Genomic DNA, 21255 nt, shown 5'->3' on the forward strand with positions numbered 1-21255 from the left:
TCTTGGTAGCGGGGACAGGATTTGAACCTGCGACCTCTGGGTTATGAGCCCAGCGAGCTACCGAACTGCTCCACCCCGCGTCGTTGTGATCTCTACTTTAGGGCCTTTTGCCCCAGGTGGCAAATCGGTTTTTTTGGAGCTAAACCGATCGGAGATCCACCCGTTGGTCCTGGTCAGCTTCCCGACCGGGCCTATTGGCTACTCTACCAGGCTTTCCTCGCGGTCCGCACCGGCATTTTCGCCGCGCACACACATTGGCAGCCAAAGAGCCACCGATATGCGCTTCCCGAAACACCCGCCGAAGAGGATGGGCCGGGAAAAGCACCGGACCCGGGATTTCTCCCGGGTCCGATCTTGGTAGCGGGGACAGGATTTGAACCTGCGACCTCTGGGTTATGAGCCCAGCGAGCTACCGAACTGCTCCACCCCGCGTCGTTGTGTCTTCAGATTAGCGCGCCCCGGCGGGAAAGCCAAATCGACCTGCGCGGGCGCTCCCCTGCCCCGTCCGTGCCCCGTTCCCGGTGAGGTCCGGAGGGCCCACACGGGGTCCCGACACGGGAACGGGGCGGGACCCCGGAAGGTCCCGCCCCGTCGTACTCGGCGCCCCAGTGGGTGGACGGTACGGCTACGGACTAGTCGCCCGCGGCCTCCTCAAGGGCCTCAAGAGCCTCACGCAGGCGCTCGTTGGCCTCGTCGTTGGACTCCTGGGCTTCCTCCCAGGCCTCCACGGCCTCGTTGAGGGCCTCGGTGAGGTCGCTGGGCTCGCTGTCGCCCGAACCGGCCTCGGAGGTCTCCTCCTCCTCGGTGCCCTGCTCGGCGTCCGGGTCCGGCAGCGGACCCTCGCCGCCCTCGAACAGGTTGTTCAGGGCGTCCTGGAGGTTGCTGCCGATGGCGACCTCCTCACCGAATCCGACCATGACCTGCTGGAGCAGCGGGAAGGACGCCGCTCCGCCGCCACCGGCCTGCACGTAGAGGGGCTCCACGTAGAGCAGACCGCCCGCGAACGGCAGGGTCAGCAGGTTGCCTCGGGTCACCTCGGCGTTGGACTGCTCCAGCGGGAGCAGGACCTCACGCACGTCGGCGTCCGAGTCGAACGCGTTCTGCACCTGCCCGGGACCGAAGATCACCGTGCTCCGGGGCAGCTCCAGCAGCTTCAGCTTCCCGTACTCCTCGGACTCCGGGTTGCTGTCCACCGCCATGAACGCGGCCAGGTTCTCACGGTTGTTCGGCACGAACGTGGTGGTCAGCGAGAAGCTGGGCTCTTCCGAACCGGGGAAGTTGATGGTCTGGCGGTAGGGCGGCTCGGAGACCTCGCCCTCCCGGGTCGGGTCGTTGGGAACCGACCAGAAGTCCTGACCACCGTAGTAGGACGCGGCGTCCGTCACGTGGTACTCGCGCATGATCTCGCGCTGCACCTTGAACAGGTCGTCCGGGTAGCGCAGGTGCTGGATGAGCTCCTCGCTCATCTCGTCCTTGTTGACCACCGTGCCCGGGAAGGCGCCCTCCCAGGTCCTGAGGACGGGGTCCTCGTCGTCCCAGCCGTACAGGGTGACGGTGCCGTCGTAGGCGTCGACGGTGGCCTTCACCGAGTTGCGGATGTAGTTGACCTCGTTGCCCGGCAGCGCGCCGACCTGCTGCGCCGAACCGTCGGTGAAGGTGTCGGTCACCGCCTGCGTGAAGTCGACCCGGTTGGCGTACGGGTAGCCGTCCGAGGTGGTGTAGCCGTCGACGATCCACACGACCTTGCCGTCCACGACCGCCGGGTAGGGGCGGCTGTCGACGGTGAGGAACGGGGCGACCTTCTCCACGCGGTCCAGCGGGTCGCGCTCGTAGATGATCCGCGAGTCGCTCGTGATCGCGCTGTTGAGCAGGATGCTCGTTTCCTGGTACTTGATCGCGTACAGGATGCGGTCGAAGAAGTTGTTCAGCGGCACGCCGCCGTCACCGTCGTAGCGGTTGTAGGCCTGCGAACCGCCTGCCGGGTCCTCCTCGGCGTTCTCCTCGGTGGCCTCGGCGTCCTCCGCCGGGGCCTCTTCTCCGCCGTCCTGGCCGTCCGAGGGCGCACGCGCCTCGTCCGGACTCGGGCTGGCATCGACCGCGTCCTCGAGCGTGGGGACGTCGGGCTCGTCCGAGGCGGGGTCGACCGGGTAGTCGTACTCCTCCTCGGCCTCGACGATCACGTAGTCGGCGCCCTCGCGGCCGTAGTAGATCCTCGGCTCGTACTCGCCGACGACCTCGCTCAGCTCACCGCGCGGCGGGATGTTGTACTCGGTGAAGACCGGGCGGCCCTCGTTGTCGATCAGGTTGCCCGCGGCGGCGACCATGCCGAAGCCGTGGGTGTAGATCAGGTGGCGGTTGAGCCAGTTGTCCTGGTCGGCGGGCGGGCCGTCCAGCTCACGCACGGCGACGATCGTGTCGATCAGGTTGCCGTCGGCGTCCGGGTAGCGGTCCACCTCCAGCACGTCCGGGAACTGGTAGAAGCCACGGACCTGCTGCATCTGCTGGAAGGTCTGCGAGACCACGGCCGGGTCGGCCAGACGCACGCTCGGGATCGTGTCGGCCTCGGCCGCCAGTTCCTGGGGCGTGAGCTCCGTGGTGGCGTCGTAGGTCTCCACCTCGGCGTCGGCGATCCCGTACGCCTCGCGCGTGCTCTCGATGTTGCGCTCGATGTAGGGGCTCTCCAGGCGCTGCTCGTTCGGGCTGACCTGGAAGCGCTGGACGATCTCGGGGTAGGCCACACCGACGACCACGCCGGACAGCACGAGCAGTCCGAGGGAGGCCACCGGGATCATCGTGTTCTTGAAGGCGATGTTGGCGAAGAACAGGACGGCGCAGATGACCGAGATGACCGTGAGGATGGTCAGTGCGGTCTTGACCGCGTTCACGTCCGTGTAGGAGGCACCGAAGGTGTAGCCCCGGTCGGAGAAGACCAGCCCGTAGCGGTCCAGCCAGTAGGAGCCCGCGCGCAGCAGCACGAACAGGCCCAGCAGCACCGACAGGTGCACGCGGGCGGCGGGGGTGGCGCGCTGCCCGGAGTCGTTCTGGAGGCGGACCCCGCCGTACAGGTAGTGCACGATCACGGCGGCGATGAACGCCAGGATGACGGCCGCGTACAGGTAGCCGAGCAGGATGCGCAGGAACGGGTAGGTGAACGCGAAGAACGCGATGTCCATGCCGAACTCGGGGTCGTTCACCCCGAAGTCCACGCCGTTGACGAACTGGAGGTAGGAGCGCCAGTCACCGCTGGCGGCCGCGCCGGCCAGGAGCGCCAGGGCGCCGACCGCGATCCAGAAGAAGAGCTTGCGGTGCGGGTCGATGGACTGCCGGTAGCGGTCCAGGCCCTGCTGCTCCAGACTCATCGGTCTGATACCGGGCCGGGCCCGGTAGGCGAAGAAGATACTCGCGCCGACGATGACGGCCATCACGAGTGCCGCGACGGCGAAGAGCAGGACTCGGGTCCACAGTTCGGTCAGGAAGACCGAGGTGTAACCGACGGAACTGAACCACTTGTAGTCGGTCCAGAAGTTCGCGGCGAACATCAGCCCCGCGATGATGACGACCACGGTCGCCGCGACTGGCGCGAGCAACCTTGATCGGCGAGGCATACGCGCAGGTGGTGCGCCGGGCGATCGGAAGCTCACGCCTCCCCCTCGTTCTGGCTTGGTAGGTGCGTTGGTTGCGCGTGTGGCGCCTTCATTACTGAAAACTTAATCGGTGGCCGTCAGGTTCCCGAAATCGCCCTCCACCCGGTGACAAGGCTGCATCGTTGGTGTATCGGAGTCGCATCCTGAGGGCACGGTGCGACCCTACTGCCGCCGAACGGGCCCGGCGAGGTTCCCACATCGGCGACCATGGAAACGTGTCGAACATTCGCGAAGCAGTCATGGACCTGGAACGCCACGCCGCCGAGCAGGGGTGGGACCGCCCTTTGGGGCTGTACGCCCTGGTCCCCACCTCGGAGCTGCTGGCGGCGGAGCCCGCGCTGGCGAGTCTGCTGGGGATCGACTCCCCGGCCGACCCCGACGAGCTGACCCCGGTCGAGCAGGAGGCGCTGTCTCCGGACGTGCCGCTTGAGGAGGCGCTGGGGCGCATCCTGTGGCCCGAGGGCGTGGCCGGGTGCGCGCTGGTCATGGAGCGCCTGGTGGTGAAGGGCTCGGACGAGACCCTGGCCGCCGGGGAGGACCCCTCCGCCTCCGGCAAGGAGACCGAGGAGATCCGCATGGTCGCGGGTGTGCTGCGAAACGGTTCGCGGCACTGCGCCATGCGGATGCGCAGCCACGACACCGAGTCCGAGGTGCTCAACGGCCCGGACCTGATCCCCGCCCTGACCTCCGCGCTGGCGCTCACCCTCGACCTGGACGAGGAGCTCCCCCAGAAGGAGAGCTGACCCCCACCCGTACGAAAGGACCCCCGGACCGCACGGTCCGGGGGTCCTCCCATGTGCTCTTGCTGCTCACTCGGCTTCGCAGCGGGGCAGTTCGCCCTCTCCACCCCGGATGACGTCCAGGGCGTCCATGGCGTCGGTGAGGGTCTCGACCCGGACGACGTCGAGGTCGCCGTAGGCGGCGGACTGGGAGACCTGGGAGCAGCTGTCGGCGGCGACGAAGAAGTACTCGGCGCCGTCGCGCTTGGCGCTGACCATCTTCTGCGGGATGCCGCTGATCCCGCCGACCTGGCCGTCGGAGGAGATGGTGCCGGAGCCCGCGATGCTGGCCCCTCCGGTGATGCTCTCCTCGCTGAGCCGGTCGATGATCCCGAGGGCGAACATCATGCCCGCGCTGGGTCCGCCGATCTCGCCCACGGAGATGGAGACGTCGACGGGGAAGTCCATGTCGTCGGCGATGAGGACGCCCACCGCGGCGTTGCCCTCGTCACCCTCGACGGTGTCCATCTCGACCTCGACCTCGTCGCCGTCGCGATCCAGGACGAGCCCGACCGGTTCGCCGGGGGCGCGGTCGCCGACCCGGTCCACCACGTAGGAGCTGCCCACGAGTTCCTCGGTGTCGGTGCCACTGGTGTGCGTGGGGACCTTCTCGCCGTCCACCTCGATGATGCGGTCTCCCGGCTCGACGACCCCGTCGGCGGGCATGTCCGGGACGGTGTCGGCGACCAGCGGGATCGCCTCGTAGTCGATGTTGAGCTGGTTGAGTGCCGCGGCGGTGGCGTCGGTCTGCGAGTCGTTCATCTGGAGGGACTGCCGCTCGGTGACCTCCTCGGGGGACCGCCCGGCCGGGAACAGGAGTTCCTCGGGCAGCACCGCCTGGCTCGGTGAGAGCCAGGCCGTCACGAGGGTGAAGAGGTTGAGCCGGTGGTCGGGGCCGCCCGCGTACTGGACGGTCACCATGGAGAGCGATCCGTCGTGCTCGTAGTTCTCGGCGCCCTCGACACCGATGACGGGCTCGCCGCCCTCCTGCTGTCCCAGAGTGTCCAGCGTGACGCCCGGGGCCGCGACGAGGTAGGGCATGGGCAGGAAGAGGCTGCCGTACCCGAGCCCGGCAAGCAGGACGAGAGCGGCTACAAGGGTCATGACACGACGAACCATGCTGACACCTTAGAGCCCTCCGGGACCTGGAGGGTGGACTCAGGGCGAGCCGACCCACTCCGTCCCGCCGTCCTCGAAGGCCTGGTTCTTCCAGATGGGCACCTGGGCCTTGAGGTCGTCGATGAGCCTGCGACAGGCCGCGAAGGCCTCCTCACGGTGGGCTGCGGAGGCCGCGACGACCACGGCGAGGTCCCCGATCTCCAGGTCTCCGACGCGGTGCGTGGCGGCCATCCGCACGACCGGTCGGCCCGGTGCCGTGGTGTCGTTCAGCACCTTCTCCATGACGACACGCAACTGCGCCTCGACGGAGGGGTGTGCCGAGTAGGACAAGGCGGCGACGTCGCGCCCGTGGTCGTGGTCGCGCACCGTGCCGATGAAGACGGCGGTGCCGCCCGCCCTGGGATCGGACACGGCCGCCAGGACCTCGTCGACGGACAGGGGCGTGTCGCGTACGGCCGCGAGAGTGATCTGTTCCACCTGGAAACCGTATCAAGCGGTCGGATCAGGACTTCCCACGCTTGCGCAGGTGGCGGATGGCGGCGGCGGTCCCGATGGCCGCGGCCGCCGCACCGGCCGCACCGGCGGCGGTGATGGTGACCTCCTTGCGGCCGAGGCTGCGCCCCGCGATCGCGTGCTTGCCGCTCTTGGACTCCAGGAGGACGGCCAGCGCGGACTCGTTGTCGTGGGCGGGCTTCCATCCGGCCTCGCGCAGGGACGCGCCGTCCACCACGCACGGGTAGACGAGGAACTTGATCTCGCCCGCGGCGGCCGGGGTGATGCGGGCCTGGTGCAGGCGGCGGACGGCCCCGAAGGCGAGGTTGGCGGGGACCTCGAAGTGCTTCATCCCGGCGATCTCCTCCACCTCCCCCTGGGTGAGGGAGCCCTCGCTGCCCACGGCGACCACGCCGTCGGTGCCGGTCACGTCGTGCAGGGCGCAGTGGGCGAGCGCGGAGGCGAGGTCGTTCTCGTGACAGAACTGCCAGTGCTGCTCGTGGCCCTTGACGGTGAGGAGCCGGGGCGCGGAGAAGTGGCGGCTGAGGAGGGTGTCCAGTTCGGGGCCGACGAGCGGCGCCGGTCGCACCACGGTGACGCTCAGGCCGGGGTGGGCTCGGCGGGCCCGCTCGGCCAGCTCCTCGACCTCGGCGAAGTCTCCCATGAGCCCCTCGCTGTTGTCCGAGACGCGGGTGGCGTTCTCGGGCAGGGGCACCGGGTTGTCGGGGGCGGCGCCGTAGACCATGGTGCTGGTGATGAGGAGGACTCTGGGTACGCCCGACGCGGCGGCGGCCGTCAGCACGGTCTGGGCGGCCCGGATGTTGTGGGCCCGGCGCGAGGACGGCCGGGTCTCCAGGGAGCGGTCGTCGGCGGTGTGCACGAGGACGTCGATCCCGTGCAGACGCGAGACCAGCCCGGGGTCCTGGACGTCGGCGATGCGCCAGGTCACGCCGCGCAGGTCGGCGAACTGGTCGTCGATCGCCACGACCTCGCGAGCGGAGATGGAACCTTCTGGCGTGGCCAGGCGTTGCACGAGGAGTCGGCCCACTCCGGAGGCGGCACCGGTGACCGCCACCACCATGCCCGCCCTATCCGAGGGGCTGTGCTGTGGGCGAACCTGGCTGCTTTCGGTATTCACTCCGGGCGACTCCCAGCTAACGTGACAGTGGAGACCAAACCTAATCCTGCCTGAGGTCTGATTGTGAGCGACCTGCCTTTCGGTTTCAGCATGCCGAACGATCCCGATGACGAGTCCGGACGCCGTTCAGGCGACTCCGGCTCGGGTGCCGGCAGCGGCGGCCCGGGCGGGGGGAACCCCGGAATGCCGGACGGATTCCCGTTCGGCGACCCGCAACAGATGGCCAACATGCTCCGCCAGTTCGCGGACATGATGTCGTCCCAGCCCGCCCCCGGTGCGCCGGAGGCCGGCCAGACGTCCTCGACGTCCGGCATCAACTGGGACATGGCCAAGAACATCGCGCGGCACGCGGTGTCCCAGAAGGGGGACCCGAGCGTGCCGCCCGCCGACTACGCACGGATCGAGGAGGCACTGCGCCTCGCCGACCTGTGGCTCGACCAGGCTACCGACCTGCCCTCGGGGCTCCAGACCGCCCAGGCCTGGAGCCGGTCGGAGTGGATCGAGAAGACGATGGACTCGTGGGCGCAGCTGTGCGACCCACTGACCGCCAAGACGGTCCAGGCCATGGGGCAGAACCTCCCTGAGGAGATGGCTTCCATGGCCGGTCCGCTGCTGGGGATGATCCAGCAGATGGGCGGCATGATGGTCGGCCAGCAGGCCGGTCAGGCCATCGGTGAGCTCGCCCAGGAAGTGATCGGAACCACCGATATCGGTCTTCCGCTCGCAGGTGAGGGCAACGCCGCGCTGCTGCCCTCGGGGGTGGCCCGCTTCAGCGAGGGCCTCGAGATCCCCGAGGACGAGGTGCGCCTCTACCTCGCCGCGCGCGAGGCGGCCGTTCACCGGCTGTACGCGCACGTGCCGTGGCTGCGTTCCCACGTGTCACGGCTGGTCGAGGAGTACGCGGCCGGGATGTCCTTCGACGTCAGCGGCCTGGAGGACAAGCTCGGCGAAGTCGACCTCTCCAACCCCGAGGCGCTCCAGGAGGCCCTGTCCGGCGGCATGGGCACCGAGGGTCTGCTCCAGCCGGAGGACACCCCCCAGCAGAAGGCCGCGCTGAAGCGCCTGGAGACCACCCTCGCCCTGATCGAGGGCTGGGTGGCGACCGTGGTGTCCTCGGCCGTGTCCGAGCGCCTGCCGCAGTCCGGCGCGCTCGCGGAGACCACCCGGCGCCGCCGCGCCACCGGTGGGCCCGCCGAGCACACCTTCGCCGCCCTGGTCGGCCTGGAGCTTCGTCCGCGCCGTCTGCGTGAGGCGGGGGCGCTGTGGGCCGCGCTGGAGGAGGCCCGGGGCGTGGAGGGCCGGGACGCCGTGTGGCACCACCCGGACCTGATGCCCACCGCCGACGACCTGGACGACCCGGACGGGTTCGTGAACGGACGCGGCGAGTTCGAGGGCACGGACTTCGACATCTCGTCGCTGACCGACCCGGACGGCTCCGAGCGGCCCCGGCCCGGCGACGACGAGGACGGCAAGTAGGTGGGCCTGCACTCCGACGCGCGCTCGGTGCTGGACGCGTGGACCGCGCCCGACGCCGGGCAGGAGGAGCTGCGCCGCTCCTACCTCGACCACCTCGACGCCCACGGTGACGCCATGTGGCGCTCCTGCCTGCCCGGTCACCTGACCGCGAGTTCGGCGATCGTGTCCGACGACGGTTCCCGGGTGGCGCTGGTGCTGCACCGGGTCCACCGGATGTGGTTGCAGACCGGCGGCCACTGCGAGACCGAGGACGCCACCCTGGGCGGCGCCGCCATGCGGGAGGCCACCGAGGAGTCCGGGATCCGGGGTCTGACCCTGCTGCCGGAGCCGGTGCGGCTGGACCGCCATGCGGTGCCGTGCGGCGGGGGCAGCTTCCACCTGGACGTGCAGTACGCGGCGGTGGCCCCGGCCGACGCCGTGCTGGTCCGCGATCCGGACGAGTCCGCCGGACTGGACTGGTTCCCGGTGGGCGACCTGCCCGAGCCCAGTGACGACTCCGTCCGGGCCCTGGTCGACGCCGCCGTCCTCGCGGTCCGCGCGCACCGGTGGATCAACGCCACGAGCTGAACCGCCCGAGGAGGCCCGCCCGGAGAAGACTCCGGACGGGCCTCCTTCGTGGGTACCGAGTCCGATGACGGCCGACCGGTCGTGGACGCCACAAGGAGACGGGAAAGACCATGAACCACCGGCGCGCTGCGAGGCGTTCGCAGTGTCTCTGATCACCGTGCTGGGGCTCCTGGGCGGGCTGGTCCTGGTCGTGCTGGCCAAACGGGCCCGCAAGGCCGCCGAGCGGCTCCTGGCCGACGAACGCTCGGGGCTGGTGGGGCCGCGCGAGGTCGCACGCGCCCGGGTGGAGCAGAAGCGGCGGTCGCTGCGGCTGGGCCAGATGGTCTGCGGATTCATGGGAGTGCTGCTGGTGGCGGTCCTGGGGCGGGCCGCCGTCTCCGGCGCGTGGGGCGGGACCACCCTCTACTACGCCGCCGTGTTCGGGGTGCTGCTCGTGGTGAGCGCCCTGGTCCTAGCGCGCGTCGCGGCCGACGTCAGGGCCGCCGAACAGGAACTCGACGCGTCGGGCGGCTGAGCGGGCGGGAACGGCATGGGAGTTCCGAGCCACTACGGCACGGAAGCAGGCCCCCTACTCCTCGAAGGCGACCTCGTCGGGTTCGAGAGCCTCGGGGGGTTCCCCGTGGTCGCAGTCCGAGCGGCTGCCCGCACTGAACCCCTCCAGGTAGCCGCGGGCCCGGTCTGCCTTGGGGTAGCGGCGGACCAGCTCCCAGAAGTCGCGGCCGTGATGCGGGATGCGCAGGTGCGCGAGCTCGTGCACGAGGACATAGTCCACCACCCAGGAGGGCATCCCAGCCACGCGGCGGGAGATCCGGATGCTGCGGGTGTCCGGGGTGCACGAACCCCAGCGGGAGTTCTGGTTGTCGACCCAGCGGACGCTCTCGGGCAGGTGCGACCCGTCCAGGTAGCGTTCGGCCAGTTCCACCGCGCGGTCCTGGAGCTCCCGGTCACCGGGGTGCCTCCGGCCCTCTCGGGCCTGGAGCTTTTGCAGCATCTGGTTCACCCAGCGCTTTTCCTCTGCGCGGGAGAACGTCGCGGGCACGAGGACGACCGTGGTGTCCCCGTCCCTGTAGGCCGACACGGTGCGGCGGCGACGAGGACTGCGTCGTACCTCGACTTTGGTGTTCGAGGGCACAATGTTTACGGTATCCGAGGGAGGCCCTCTCGAACAGGTGTGGGTTGTCCGGATATGTGATTTCTTTCGCGCCGTGTCCGGCCCGGGTGTTCGCGGGGCGAAACGGAGTCCCGTCACGGATTCCCCTCTGACCAGGGGGCTTCGGGCCTGGTGAGAGGGCACATACCGGGGCTGGATTCGGGGGCCGCTGGCGGTTTTGGTTACACAAACGAGACCGAACGGCGCGCTCCGGGCGCCCTTCGGTCTCGTCTGTTCACTCACCCGTCAGTCGGCGTCAACACAGCCGTGACCACGCGATTTCCATGATCGCCTGCTCCGCACGACGCTCCTCGCGCTGACGGGCGCGCAGCTGTCGGGCTCCGAGACGTCTGATCTGACGCTCGCGCGGCTCCTCGTCGGTCCGCTCCACCATCTGCATGAGTTCCTGCATCATCGTTTCGAGTCCTTCGGTTTCGTTGGTTCCAGGGGTGGTTCAGGCCGCTACCGGGGCGGGGTTCTTGCGGGGACGGCCACGCGGACGCTTGCGCGCCACGACCTGACCGGAGACGAGCAGCTGCCCGCCCCAGACGCCCCACGGCTCACGCCGTTCGAGAGCGTCCGCCAGGCACTGCTCCCTGATGGGGCAGGAACCGCAGATCGCCTTGGCCGCCTCGACCTCCGCGGGGGACTCCGCGAAGAACAGGTCCGGCTCCATACGGCAGGGGATTTCGACCTCGCCCAGCTGGGGCGCTTCCAGGACCGACGCGAGCATCGGTGCCCTCCAAGATCTTTGATCGTTCGTACAACGCGGTCGGTGTTCAGTCACCGGAACGGGTCCGGTGAGGGACTCGGACTTGCGATGCCGCCGCCTTCTCCCTCGTCCCTGGGGGACGGAGAGCCAACGGAGATACAAAGAAAGCCGCGGCCCCTGTGTCGGGGTCCGCGGCCACGGTCGAGGATCTCGGCCTGTGCTGCTCTAGGCCGGAATCTTCCGTGGACACTCCCCCGATGCGCCATAGCGCGGGGTTTCGTGCGATGCCTTGGTGACGCCACCGGTGAACTTGCCGCGATCAAGGGCAGGCTCGGACTCGTGGCGCGGTTCGCCGACGACACCGGATCCGGACACACCGGTCCCCTGGAGCACGGAGCCAGATCCAACGAGCTGGACCATGCCGAGGGCCTGGATGCCGTTCTGGGCGCGCAGGCGACCGCCGATGGTGCTACCGCTCAGGCCGATGCCCGACACGACTCCTGTCGGGAGCGGACGCCAAGCAGCCTCGGAAGCGAGGGTCAACGAGGTCATCGTGTTCATCTCCGTGGTGTTCATTTGATCGGGCACCTCCTTCAAAGTCGGGTACAGGGTCTCGCACCTGTACCGAGAGCGGCTGGTTCGACGAGTACACACTACGGGCCGCTCACAAAGATCGGCAACCTATTTTTGACCTGGGAAAACGTCCGCATCCGGCCAGAACCCGACGGGAATGGCGAAGGGCCCGGGAACGTTGCTCCCGGGCCCTTCACGAACTCCCCTAGGACCAGCCCTCCGCGTCCACGACGCGGATCATGCCCTCCTGGACCACGGAGCAGACGAGTTGTCCGTCACGGGTGTAGACAAGGCCTCGCGCCAGCCCACGAGCGCCCTGGGCTGTCGGTGACTCCTGTGCGTACAGGAGCCACTCGTCGGCGCGGAACGGCCGATGGAACCACATCGCGTGGTCGAGGCTGGCCATGGCTATGCCCGCGAACGACCTGCCGTGCCGCAGCAGCACCGTGTCCAGCAGGGTCATGTCCGAGGCGTACGTCATGAGGCACACCTGGGTGAGGCGGTCGTCCGGCAGTTCGCCGTCCACCTTGAACCACACCGGGTTGCTGGCCGTGCGCAGGTCGGGGTCGCGTTCGGCCTCGAACGACATCGCACCCACCGGACGCGTCTCGATGGGGTGCCACTGCACGAAGTTGGGCACCTTCCCGAATGCCTCGCGCAGCCGCTCCCGGGTGCTGAGCAGGTCCTCCGGCGGCGGCACGTCCGGCATGGGGATCTGGTGGTCGAGCCCGGGCTCCTCCTTGTGGAAGGAGGCCGAGAGCGTGAAGATCGGCTTGCCGTGCTGGACGGCCACGACCCGGCGGGTGGTGAACGAACGCCCGTCGCGGACCCGGTCGACCTCGTACACGATCGGCACGGTGGGGTCGCCGGGCCGTATGAAGTAGGCGTGCAGGGAGTGCACGTACCGTTCGGCGGGCACCGTCCGCCCCGCCGCCACGAGCGCCTGACCGGCGACCAGACCGCCGAAGACCCGCTGCGGTCCCTCCGCGGGGCTGATCCCCCGGAAGATGTTGACCTCGATCCGCTCCAGATCAAGGACCCTCAGCAGGTCGGCCAGCGACTGGCCCCTGAGTTCGGCGTCGTGTTCACTCATCCTCGTCCTCTCCGTCCCCGGCCTCCCCCGCCGGTTCCCTCCCTGCGACCAGCGCGAGCACCGCCTCACCGTAGCGGTCCAGCTTGGTCGGACCCACCCCGGACACCGCCGTGAGCTGGGAAACGCTGGAGGGCTCCTGCTCGGCGATGGCCAGGAGGGTGGCGTCGGTGAAGATCACGTAGGCGGGCACCTTCTGCTCCTGGCTGGTGTGCTTGCGCCAGTCACGCAGCCGCTCCAGGAGTGCCTCGTCGTAGGTGGAGGGGCAGTCGAGGCAGCGGCCCAGCTTGCGTTCGGTGGCGTCGGAGACCACATTGGAGCAGACCCGGCAGCGCACCACGCCGCCCTTGCGGCGCTCGCGGCGGTTGGCGGTGGAGGGCGAGGCGGGACGGAGTCCGTCGAGGAACCGGGAGGGCTTGCGGCTTTTACGGCCGCCCGGGGAGCGCGAGAGCGACCAGGACATGGCCAGGTGTTCGCGGGCGCGGGTGACCCCCACGTAGAAGAGCCTGCGCTCCTCTTCCACCTGTTCGTCGGTCTCGGCGTAGATGATCGGGATCATGCCTTCGGTGAGGCCCACGAGGAAGACGGCGTCCCACTCCAAACCCTTGGCGGAGTGCAGGGAGGCGATGGTCACGCCCTCGAACCCGGGGACGTGCTCGGTGGCCATACGCGTCTCCAGCTCCTCGACGAACGCGCCCATGGTGGCGGCGCGCCCGTCGGGGCCGGGTTTGGCCGCCATGTCCTCGGCGAGCTGGGCGAGCGCGGACAGCGACTCCCAGCGTTCCCGGGCCTGGCGGCCCTCGGGGGCGCTGTCGGTGAGTCCCATCTGGGAGAGCAGGCTCCGCACCGTCGCGACCAGGGGTTCGGCCACCTCGTCGGCGGCGCCGTGCCGGGCCCCGCGCAGCGTGTGCACGGCCTGCTTGATCTCGGGGCGCTCGAAGAAGCGGGTGGTACCGCGCACCGTGAACGGGACGCCCTCGTCCGCGAGCGCCTGCTCGTAGGAGGCCGACTGGGAGTTGGTGCGCACCAGCACCGCGATCTGGCTGGCCGGGGTGCCGTCCTCCAGCAGGACGCTGATCTTGCGGGCGACCCCGGTGGCCTCGGCGGGCTCGTCGTCGTACTCCTGGTACAGGGGGTCCGGGCCGTCGGGGCGCTGCGCCCGCAGGGTGAGGTGGTTGGCGGAGGTGGTGTCCCTGGCCTGCGCGATGACGTGGTTGGCCACCCGCACCACCTGGGGGGTGGAGCGGTAGTCGCGGACCAGCCGGACGACGGTGGCGTGCGGGTAGCGGTTGGCGAACCCGGTGAGATAGCCGGGGGTGGCCCCCGCGAACGAGTAGATGGTCTGGCTGGGGTCGCCGACCACGCACAGGTCGTCGCGGTCGCCCAGCCAGGCGTCCAGGAGGAGCTTCTGGAGCGGGTTGACGTCCTGGAACTCGTCCACGACGAAGTACCGGTACTGGTCGCGGACCCGCTGGGCGATGGCCGGGTACTCGGTGATCATCCCGGCTGTGAGTTCGAGCATGGACTCGAAGTCGAGGAGGTTGTGCTCACGGCACAGCTCCTCGTAGGCCTCGAAGACCCGGGCGACCTCACCGGTGTTCATCGGGGCCTGCCGCCCTGCCTTGGCCACGGCCTTGTCATAGTCGCTGGGGCGCACCTGGGTGACCTTCGCCCACTCGATCTCGCTTGCGAGGTCGCGCAGCCCGAGCCGGTCCGGCTGCTGACCCACCGAGTTGGCCGCGCGCGCCACCACGGAGAGCTTGCTGTCGATGAGCTTGGGCTTCTCCCCGCCGATCACCTGCGGCCAGAAGAACCCGAGCTGGCGCAGGGCGGCCGCGTGGAAGGTGCGGGCCTGGACCCGGGGGGCGCCCAGGGAGCGGAGCCGACCGCGCATCTCCCCGGCTGCACGGGCGGTGAAGGTGACCGCGAGGATCTGCTGTTCGGAGACGACCCCGCTGGCGACGGCGTGCGCGATCCGGTGGGTGATGGCCCTGGTCTTCCCCGTTCCGGCACCGGCGAGGATGCACACGGGTCCGCGCAGGGCGCGCGCCGCCTCGGTCTGTTCCGGGTCCAGTCCCTCCAGGACGCGGTCGGGGTCCATGGTGCTCCTGAATCTGGTTGGGGAGGCTGCGTCCGCCGGGGCGGCTGACTCGCCGTGGGCGCACAGTCTCTCAAGTATCGGTCGTCACCGGGAGCGGATGGGCCGGGTGCGGGTGTCGGCCGCGGGGCCGAACCCGCGAGCTGCGCGAACAGTCCGGGCCACACATTCCAGAACCAGGAGGCCCTGTGAGGCGTCCCACGTTGTGTCGCACGGTCATGGGAAGCGGCGGGACCCCCTTGGTGTTGGAATGGGCGTACCGATCCCCAAACATGACCGTCGACCAGGAAGACGTGAGCGAGATGACGAGTACGGGCACCGAACGATTCACGATGTACAGCACCCCCTGGTGCGGGTACTGCAAGCGCCTCAAGAGCCAGCTCTCCCGTGAGGGCATCGCGGTGCGCGAGGTGAACATCGAGGAGAATCCGGAGGCCGCGGAGTACGTCATGAAGGTCAACAACGGGAACCAGACGGTCCCCACGGTGGTCTTCAGCGACGAGACCGCGATGACCAACCCGTCGCTCGCTCAGGTGAAGAAGAAGTTGGCCGAGCTGTCCTGAGGACGAACGGCGCGGGCCGCCCTGGTGCGGCCCGCGCGGCGGGACCCCTCCCCCTAGGGGTGGACTCCCCCGAGTTCCGTACGGCGGCGAGGTCGGCACCGTAGCGCGGACGATGACGGGGAGTGTTGAGTGGGGGACGATATGAGGCCTCATGACGTGGCGGTCACCGACACGGTGACCGTCGAAGTGGTGCGACGCACCCCGAACGGGTGGCGCGTTGGCACCGAACAGCACGGGCACGAGGCTCCTGACCTGGTCAGCGCCATGGTCCTGGCGGATCTCCTCACGTCCGAGGCGGGGACCGGGCGTCCTCGCACGCAGGCGCCCGGGCGGGCCCCGGAGGGGGCTTCCGAGGTGGAGCGGCTGCGGCACACGATCACGCAGCTGGAGCACGCGCTGCACTCGCGGGTCGTGGTGGAGCAGGCCATCGGAGTCCTGGCGGAGCGGCACACGATGCCGCCTCGCGAGGCGTTCGAAAGACTGCGCTCCTCTGCCAGGTCGCGTGGCAGGAAAGTCGCCGACCTGGCCCAGGACGTGGTGGACAGCAGCACGAGTCCGCTGACCGTCCTTCCGGACGAGCTGACCACGGGGTCCGGTTGAACTTTTCCGGGTGATTCGGCCCGGGTGGACGGGTCCCGTCGGAGCGGGACCCGAGTGTGTGTGCCGCGGGCGTCCGGCGCGGGGGGACGGACGGCCCGCGGTTCCGGTCGGCTCCGCGGGCGCGGCCTATGGCGCCCGGGGGCCGGTGGGGGCGGTGGCGGTCACGTCCCCGCTGTTCACCAGCCTCCGGGAAGCTCCGCTCCGTACCAGTGCTCGATCAGCGTGCGGGCGATGGACACCCTTCCGGGGAGACTGACCTCCTCCGCGTGCACGGCCTCGGCCAGCGCGGCCCGGCTGAACCAGCGGGTCTCGGCGATCTCGTCGTCGGTGCGCTCGGTCTCGCCCACGGCGCGCGCGGTGTAGCCCATCATGAGGCTGCGCGGGAACGGCCACGGCTGCGAGGACACGTAGCGGGGCGACTCCACGACCACGCCCGCCTCCTCTGCGACCTCGCGGATCACCGCCTGTTCGAGGGACTCCCCGGCGTCGACGAACCCAGCCAGCACGGAGAAGCGCCGGGCGTCCCAGTGGGGGTTGTTGCCGAGCAGGCACTCCTCCTGGCCGTCGCGTTCTCGGTGCACCAGCATGATCACGGCCGGGTCCATGCGGGGGAACTGTTCGGTGCCCTCCTCCTCGCAGACGCGGACGTGTCCCGCCTTCTCGATGCGCGTACGGGAGCCGCACCGGGGGCAGAAGCCGTGGCTGGCGTTCCAGTTGGCGAGGGCGATCGCCCGGGTGAACAGGCCGGTGTCGTGATCGCTGAGGATCGCGCCGACCTCGCGCAGTGACGCGGGTTCGGCCACGGGGTTGGGCTCCAGCTCCTGGTGGGAGCGCACCGCGAAGTAGGCGCGGTCGCCGTCGCTGCCCAGGAGGTAGCGCTCGCCCGGGGGCGCGTGGTGGGGGTCGGTCAGGACCAGTTCCCGGGTCTGCCCGGTGGTGACCAGGGCGCGGGACTGCTTGGCCATGAGCGCCTGCCAGCCGTAGCTGCCGGGTTCACCGCCCTCCAGCACCAGGACCCGGGTGCGGGCGTCGGCCCAGGCCGCGGCCAGCCAGGCGTCGTCGCCCCGACGGTGTCCGGCGGGGTCGACGGTCGATCGGGCGAGCAGGGGTGTGGCTTCGGTTTCCATGGGACCTTCCGACGTGGTGGTCATCCACCAGGTGTAACGCCTTCCGGGGTCCCGCGCACTCCCGTTGGGCAAACACGCGCGGCCGCCGCCCTGGCTGCGGCGGCCGCGAACGGCGGGCGCGGAACCGCCGCGTACGGGCTCAGGCGTCCCTGGCTGCGCCGAGCTCCTCCCACAGGTACGCGGCGCTCTCGGCGCCCTTCAGCAGGAGGGGCATCTCGACCTTCTCGTTGGGGGCGTGGATACGGTCCTCGTTGAGTCCCACGGCCACGAACACCAGCGGCGCCTCGAGGATGTCGGCGATGTCGGCCTCGGGGCCGCTGCCGCCCTCACGGGTGAAGAGCACCTCCTTGCCGAAGGCGCGTCCCATCGCGGAGCGGGCGGCCTTCAGGGCGGTGGAGGAGAGGTCGGAGGCGCAGGCGCGCACGCCGGGGCCGCCGAACTCCAGCTCGGCGCGGACGCCCTCGGGGGTGGCGTCGTCCACGTAGGCGCGGACGCGGTCCTGGATCTCCAGGGGCTCCTGCCCGGGGACGAGGCGGAAGCTGATCTTGGCGTGGGCGGAGCGGGGGACGATGGTCTTGCCGCCCGCGCCGGTGTGGCCGCCCCACATGCCGTTGATCTCGGCGGTGGGCCGGAGCCAGACGCGCTCCAGGGTGCTGTACCCCTTCTCGCCGCGTGCGGCGGTGGAGGCGGCGGTGGCCAGCCACTCCTGCTCGTCGAAGGGCAGCCGGGCGATGAGTTCGCGTTCCTCGGCGCTTGCCTCGACGACACCGTCGTAGAAGCCGGGGATGGCGACGCGGTTGTCGGCGTCGTGCAGGCCGGAGAGCAGGTCGCTCATGATCTTGAGCGGGTTGGGGACGGCACCGCCGAAGGAGCCGCTGTGGAGGTCGCGCTCGGGGCCGTGCAGGCTGATCTCGACGTCCGTGACACCGCGCATGCCCACGCACATGGAGGGGGTGTCCGGGGCCCACATGGTGGTGTCGGAGATGACGGCGACGTCGCAGGCCAGGCGCTCGCGGTTGGCCTTCATGAGGTCGGCGAAGTGGACGGAGCCGGACTCCTCCTCGCCCTCGACGAGGAGCTTGATGGTGACCGGCGGGGCCTGTGCGCCGGAGGCGGCGAGGGCCGCGCTCACTCCAAGGGCATGGAAGAGGACCTGGCCCTTGTCGTCGGAGGCACCGCGCGCGTAGAGGGAGGTACCGCGTTCGGTGGGGACGAAGGGCTCGGTCTCCCACTCGTCGAGGGGGTCGACCGGCTGCACGTCGTGGTGGCCGTAGACGAGCACGGTGGGGGCGGCCGGGTCGGCGGCCGGCCACTCCGCGAACACGGCGGGCAGGCCGGGGGTCTCCCAGACCTCCACGGTGGGGAACCCGGTGGCGGTGAGGTGGTCGGCCAGCCAGCGCGCCGAGCGGCGCACGTCCTCGTGGTGCTCGGGGTCCGCGGAGATCGAGGGGATCGCCAGCCACTCCTTGAGCGAGGTGAGGAACTCGTCCCGGTGGGCCTCGATGTAGGCGCGTGCGTCCATCAGTCGTCCTTCTCCTAGACGTCGTTGTCAGGTTCGACCTTAGACCTGGACAAACAGGACTTGACCTCGTCACCCCTTGTCGCGGGGGTGGCGGCGATCTAATCTGAAACCACATGGTTGTACAGAGTGCGTCCAACGAGGACGAGCGCGTGGACCTGGTGTTCCACGCCCTGTCGGACACCACTCGCCGCGACATCCTCCACCGCTCGGTGGAGGGGGAGCTGTCGGTGACGCGACTGGCCGAGGACTACCCCATGAGCTTCGCGGCGGTGCAGAAGCACGTCGCGGTGCTGGAGCGGGCCGGACTGGTCAGCAAGCACAGGCGAGGCAGGGAACAGCTCGTCCGCACCGAACCCGACGCCCTGCGCCGGGCCCGCGCGGCCCTCGACCGGATCGAGGAGCTGTGGATCGGGCGCATGGACCGCATGGCCCTGCTGGTCACCGAGGACCCCGGGACGGAGCGCCTCGACGAGGCCGAGGCTCCCGGCGCGTAGAACGCGCACCGGCGAGGCACGGGGAACCATCACGAAGGGATCGACCGATGGCTGTCACCAGTGTTGACAAGGACTTCGAGAACCTGACCCTCACGGTCACCTGCGACCTGCCCTCCAGCGTGGAGCGAACCTGGGAGCTGTGGTCGGACCCGCGCCAGCTGGAGCGCTGGTGGGGGCCGCCGACCTACCCGGCGACGGTGGGTCGGCACGAGCTCACGCCCGGGGGCGCCGTCACCTACTTCATGACCGGCCCCGAGGGCGACCAGCACCACGGTTGGTGGCTGATCGAGAGGGTGGACGCTCCGCGTTCGCTGGAGTTCACGGACGGTTTCGGCCAGACGCCGGGCGACCCCGGAGACATGCCGGCTGGCACCATGCGGCTGGACGTCGAGGAGCACGGCGACGGTTCCCGGATGACCCTGCGCACCACGTTCCCGACCCATGAGGCGATGGAGCAGATGCTCAACATGGGCATGGCCGAGGGCATGCAGGAGGCCATGGGCCAGATCGAGTCCGTCCTCGCATCCTGACCGGCCGAACCAGAGCAGGAGACGCCCCCATACCGCGACGTCGGTGCGGGGGCGTTCGCTCGTACCGGCCGGGTCAGCCAGCCCTGGGGCCACCTGCGGGCTCGGGCTGCGGTTCGCGTGCTTTTGTCCCCCACCAGCGCGAACACCCAGGTGAACAGGGAACCTTTTGCTCCGACCGGCACTCTGAGGTCACGGGGAGGGAGAGGCCCGCCCCCACTCGCACAGGAGGCCCGCGTGAGCAACGACCCGCAGATCGCCGCCAGGTTCGGCGATCTCTTCGACGCACTCGACACCAACGGGGACCAGGCGGTGACCTGGGTCGACTACCAGCGGCTCGTGAACCGGTACCTGTCCGGCTACGGCCTGGAGGGGTCGGAGCCCCAGGCCCTGGCGATCCAGGAGGCGTACGAGTCCCTGTGGGGCATGTTGGTGCGGACCTCCACCGAGGTGCGCCTGGACCGGGACCAGTTCGTGGCCGCCATGCAGGAGGCGTCGGAGGACCGGAGCCGGTCGAACACGGCCGAGGCCGTCGCGGAGGCCGTCTTCGACCTGCTGGACGGCGACGGCGACGGCACCATCAGCCAGGGCGAGTTCCTTGTGTACGCCAAGGCCCTGGGCGCCCGGGAGGACGACGCCCGTGAGCGTTTCGCCCACGTGGACACCGACGGGGACGGCGTCATGAGCCGTGAGGAGTTCGTGCTGTCGGCCCGGCAGTTCCTGTTCGGCGACGACATCGACTCCCCCGGGGGCTTCGTCTTCGGCGTGGTCTAGTTCGCTGGCTGGAATGTGCCCCGGTCAGGCGAACCACAGCTCTCTGACCTGACCGGGGTGAGCGGTGACCGGGGTACGCGGCGACCGGGGTACGCGGTGGCGCGCGGGGATCCGGGGGTGCGCGGGGATCCGGGGGTGCGCGGGGATCCGGGGTCGGGGGATCCGGTGGCGGGGACACCGCGCGATCACTCGTGCTCGACACCGTGATCCGCAGGAAGAGGATGGCCTGCCATGGGCCGCATTGCCTGTGGGGTCGAGTGGACGTGAGGGCGGCAGGGCTCTCGGAACTCCCGGTGGCCGTCAAGGGAGCGGTCGCTCCGCTTTCCGCCTCTCTGCCCTGGCCCGGCGCGGGCCGTACTCGGAAGTCGGTTCCCTCTCTCTTCCACGCCAAGGAGCGACCCCAGGTCTGTGGTGAGCGGTGGGGCGTGTCGCGGCCGGTCCATGTCGGCGACGGAAAGCGGCGGCGAGGGAGGGTGCGCCCCAGGCCTGCAATGGACGGTGGGGCGTGTCACGGCCGGTCCAGGTGAGTGGCGGAAAAGCGGCAGCGAAGACGAGAGTGGGGATTCGCCTAGCACACGAACACGACACACAACGAGTTATCCACAATGGCCGATCGGCCTATTCTCACAACGAATGGACAGCCTTTTATAACCACCCGGCCATAGCCACCCAAGCCCGAAAAGCCTACTATTGAAATATGGCCTCCTTTCCCGCAGTGCCCGCCCCGACCACCGGGTCCACCCCGGTGGACACGGCCGTGCGCGCCGCCCGGGAACAGGCCACCACCTTCTTCACCCGCGAGTTCGCGCC

Annotated in this window: 21 protein-coding genes and 2 tRNA genes; 9 read left to right on the forward strand and 14 right to left on the reverse strand. The window is 69.8% G+C overall.

The window, feature by feature from the left end; genetic code table 11:
• Positions 1 to 3: 3 nt before the first annotated feature.
• From KBX21_RS25525 to KBX21_RS25535, 3 genes are all read right to left on the reverse strand, one after another.
• Positions 4 to 80, reverse strand: a tRNA-Met gene (locus KBX21_RS25525).
• A gap of 275 nt (positions 81 to 355) precedes the next feature.
• Positions 356 to 432 (reverse strand) — tRNA-Met (locus KBX21_RS25530).
• A 200-nt stretch (positions 433 to 632) separates the two neighbouring features.
• Entirely contained in the window at positions 633 to 3605 is a 2973-nt protein-coding gene (locus KBX21_RS25535; RefSeq protein ID WP_247666341.1) for a UPF0182 family protein, read from the reverse strand.
• Between the two features lie 254 nt (positions 3606 to 3859).
• Between KBX21_RS25535 and KBX21_RS25540 the strand changes: the two genes are divergently transcribed.
• A complete protein-coding gene (locus tag KBX21_RS25540; RefSeq protein ID WP_307869285.1) occupies positions 3860 to 4387 on the forward strand; it encodes a PPA1309 family protein in 528 nt (175 codons plus the stop codon).
• A 66-nt stretch (positions 4388 to 4453) separates the two neighbouring features.
• On the opposite strand, the gene KBX21_RS25545 is transcribed toward KBX21_RS25540, so the two are convergent.
• From KBX21_RS25545 to KBX21_RS25555, 3 genes are read right to left on the reverse strand one after another with little or no spacing between them, the layout of a single operon-like run.
• Positions 4454 to 5527, reverse strand: coding sequence for a PDZ domain-containing protein (locus KBX21_RS25545; protein WP_049572239.1), 1074 nt, complete (start codon positions 5525 to 5527; stop codon positions 4454 to 4456).
• A 54-nt stretch (positions 5528 to 5581) separates the two neighbouring features.
• On the reverse strand, positions 5582 to 6019 hold the full coding sequence (locus tag KBX21_RS25550) for a molybdenum cofactor biosynthesis protein MoaE (protein WP_049572243.1): 438 nt from the start codon (positions 6017 to 6019) through the stop codon (positions 5582 to 5584).
• 25 nt (positions 6020 to 6044) lie between these two features.
• A complete protein-coding gene (locus tag KBX21_RS25555; protein WP_210844210.1) occupies positions 6045 to 7112 on the reverse strand; it encodes an NAD-dependent epimerase/dehydratase family protein in 1068 nt (355 codons plus the stop codon).
• A 123-nt stretch (positions 7113 to 7235) separates the two neighbouring features.
• Between KBX21_RS25555 and KBX21_RS25560 the strand changes: the two genes are divergently transcribed.
• The 3 genes from KBX21_RS25560 (at position 7236) to KBX21_RS25570 (ending at position 9729) form a co-directional block, all read left to right on the forward strand.
• A complete protein-coding gene (locus tag KBX21_RS25560; protein ID WP_210844196.1) occupies positions 7236 to 8648 on the forward strand; it encodes a zinc-dependent metalloprotease in 1413 nt (470 codons plus the stop codon).
• Entirely contained in the window at positions 8649 to 9215 is a 567-nt protein-coding gene (locus KBX21_RS25565) for an NUDIX hydrolase (RefSeq protein WP_210844197.1), read from the forward strand.
• A gap of 142 nt (positions 9216 to 9357) precedes the next feature.
• Positions 9358 to 9729, forward strand: a complete 372-nt coding sequence (locus KBX21_RS25570; protein ID WP_049572252.1) for a hypothetical protein — start codon at positions 9358 to 9360, stop codon at positions 9727 to 9729.
• A 54-nt stretch (positions 9730 to 9783) separates the two neighbouring features.
• Here the strand turns inward: KBX21_RS25570 and KBX21_RS25575 are convergent, their stop codons facing one another.
• The 6 genes from KBX21_RS25575 to KBX21_RS25600 form a co-directional block, all read right to left on the reverse strand.
• Positions 9784 to 10347: a M48 family metallopeptidase gene (locus KBX21_RS25575; protein WP_049572255.1), complete on the reverse strand. Its 564-nt coding sequence runs from the start codon at positions 10345 to 10347 to the stop codon at positions 9784 to 9786.
• 274 nt (positions 10348 to 10621) lie between these two features.
• Positions 10622 to 10780, reverse strand: coding sequence for a hypothetical protein (locus tag KBX21_RS25580; RefSeq protein WP_199776564.1), 159 nt, complete (start codon positions 10778 to 10780; stop codon positions 10622 to 10624).
• Between the two features lie 39 nt (positions 10781 to 10819).
• Positions 10820 to 11098, reverse strand: a complete 279-nt coding sequence (locus tag KBX21_RS25585) for a WhiB family transcriptional regulator (protein ID WP_017542399.1) — start codon at positions 11096 to 11098, stop codon at positions 10820 to 10822.
• Between the two features lie 204 nt (positions 11099 to 11302).
• On the reverse strand, positions 11303 to 11653 hold the full coding sequence (locus KBX21_RS25590; protein WP_049572258.1) for a hypothetical protein: 351 nt from the start codon (positions 11651 to 11653) through the stop codon (positions 11303 to 11305).
• A gap of 202 nt (positions 11654 to 11855) precedes the next feature.
• Positions 11856 to 12743: an acyl-CoA thioesterase II gene (gene tesB / locus KBX21_RS25595; protein ID WP_049572260.1), complete on the reverse strand. Its 888-nt coding sequence runs from the start codon at positions 12741 to 12743 to the stop codon at positions 11856 to 11858.
• Entirely contained in the window at positions 12736 to 14841 is a 2106-nt protein-coding gene (locus KBX21_RS25600) for an ATP-dependent DNA helicase UvrD2 (protein ID WP_210844199.1), read from the reverse strand. Before KBX21_RS25600 ends, tesB begins: the two co-directional genes overlap by 8 nt.
• Before the next feature lie 269 nt (positions 14842 to 15110).
• On the opposite strand from KBX21_RS25600, the gene KBX21_RS25605 reads away from it, so the two are divergent.
• Positions 15111 to 15401: a mycoredoxin gene (locus tag KBX21_RS25605; protein ID WP_017542395.1), complete on the forward strand. Its 291-nt coding sequence runs from the start codon at positions 15111 to 15113 to the stop codon at positions 15399 to 15401.
• A gap of 141 nt (positions 15402 to 15542) precedes the next feature.
• Entirely contained in the window at positions 15543 to 16001 is a 459-nt protein-coding gene (locus KBX21_RS25610) for an ANTAR domain-containing response regulator (RefSeq protein WP_049572295.1), read from the forward strand.
• 176 nt (positions 16002 to 16177) lie between these two features.
• On the opposite strand, the gene nudC is transcribed toward KBX21_RS25610, so the two are convergent.
• Together nudC and KBX21_RS25620 are read right to left on the reverse strand one after the other, a co-directional pair.
• Complete coding sequence (gene nudC, locus KBX21_RS25615) at positions 16178 to 17128, reverse strand: NAD(+) diphosphatase (RefSeq protein ID WP_049572266.1); 951 nt, start codon at positions 17126 to 17128, stop codon at positions 16178 to 16180.
• Between the two features lie 139 nt (positions 17129 to 17267).
• Positions 17268 to 18650, reverse strand: a complete 1383-nt coding sequence (locus KBX21_RS25620; protein WP_210844201.1) for a dipeptidase — start codon at positions 18648 to 18650, stop codon at positions 17268 to 17270.
• Between the two features lie 113 nt (positions 18651 to 18763).
• Here KBX21_RS25620 and KBX21_RS25625 point away from each other — a divergent pair, with 113 nt between their 5' ends.
• The 3 genes from KBX21_RS25625 (at position 18764) to KBX21_RS25635 (ending at position 20445) form a co-directional block, all read left to right on the forward strand.
• Positions 18764 to 19144, forward strand: coding sequence for a helix-turn-helix transcriptional regulator (locus KBX21_RS25625; protein WP_049572270.1), 381 nt, complete (start codon positions 18764 to 18766; stop codon positions 19142 to 19144).
• A gap of 47 nt (positions 19145 to 19191) precedes the next feature.
• Positions 19192 to 19674, forward strand: a complete 483-nt coding sequence (locus KBX21_RS25630) for an SRPBCC domain-containing protein (protein ID WP_210844203.1) — start codon at positions 19192 to 19194, stop codon at positions 19672 to 19674.
• A gap of 234 nt (positions 19675 to 19908) precedes the next feature.
• Positions 19909 to 20445, forward strand: coding sequence for an EF-hand domain-containing protein (locus KBX21_RS25635; RefSeq protein WP_210844205.1), 537 nt, complete (start codon positions 19909 to 19911; stop codon positions 20443 to 20445).
• The last annotated feature ends 810 nt before the right edge of the window (positions 20446 to 21255 follow it).

The sequence above is a fragment of the Nocardiopsis sp. B62 genome (assembly GCF_018070675.1).
GTDB lineage: Bacteria > Actinomycetota > Actinomycetes > Streptosporangiales > Streptosporangiaceae > Nocardiopsis > Nocardiopsis prasina.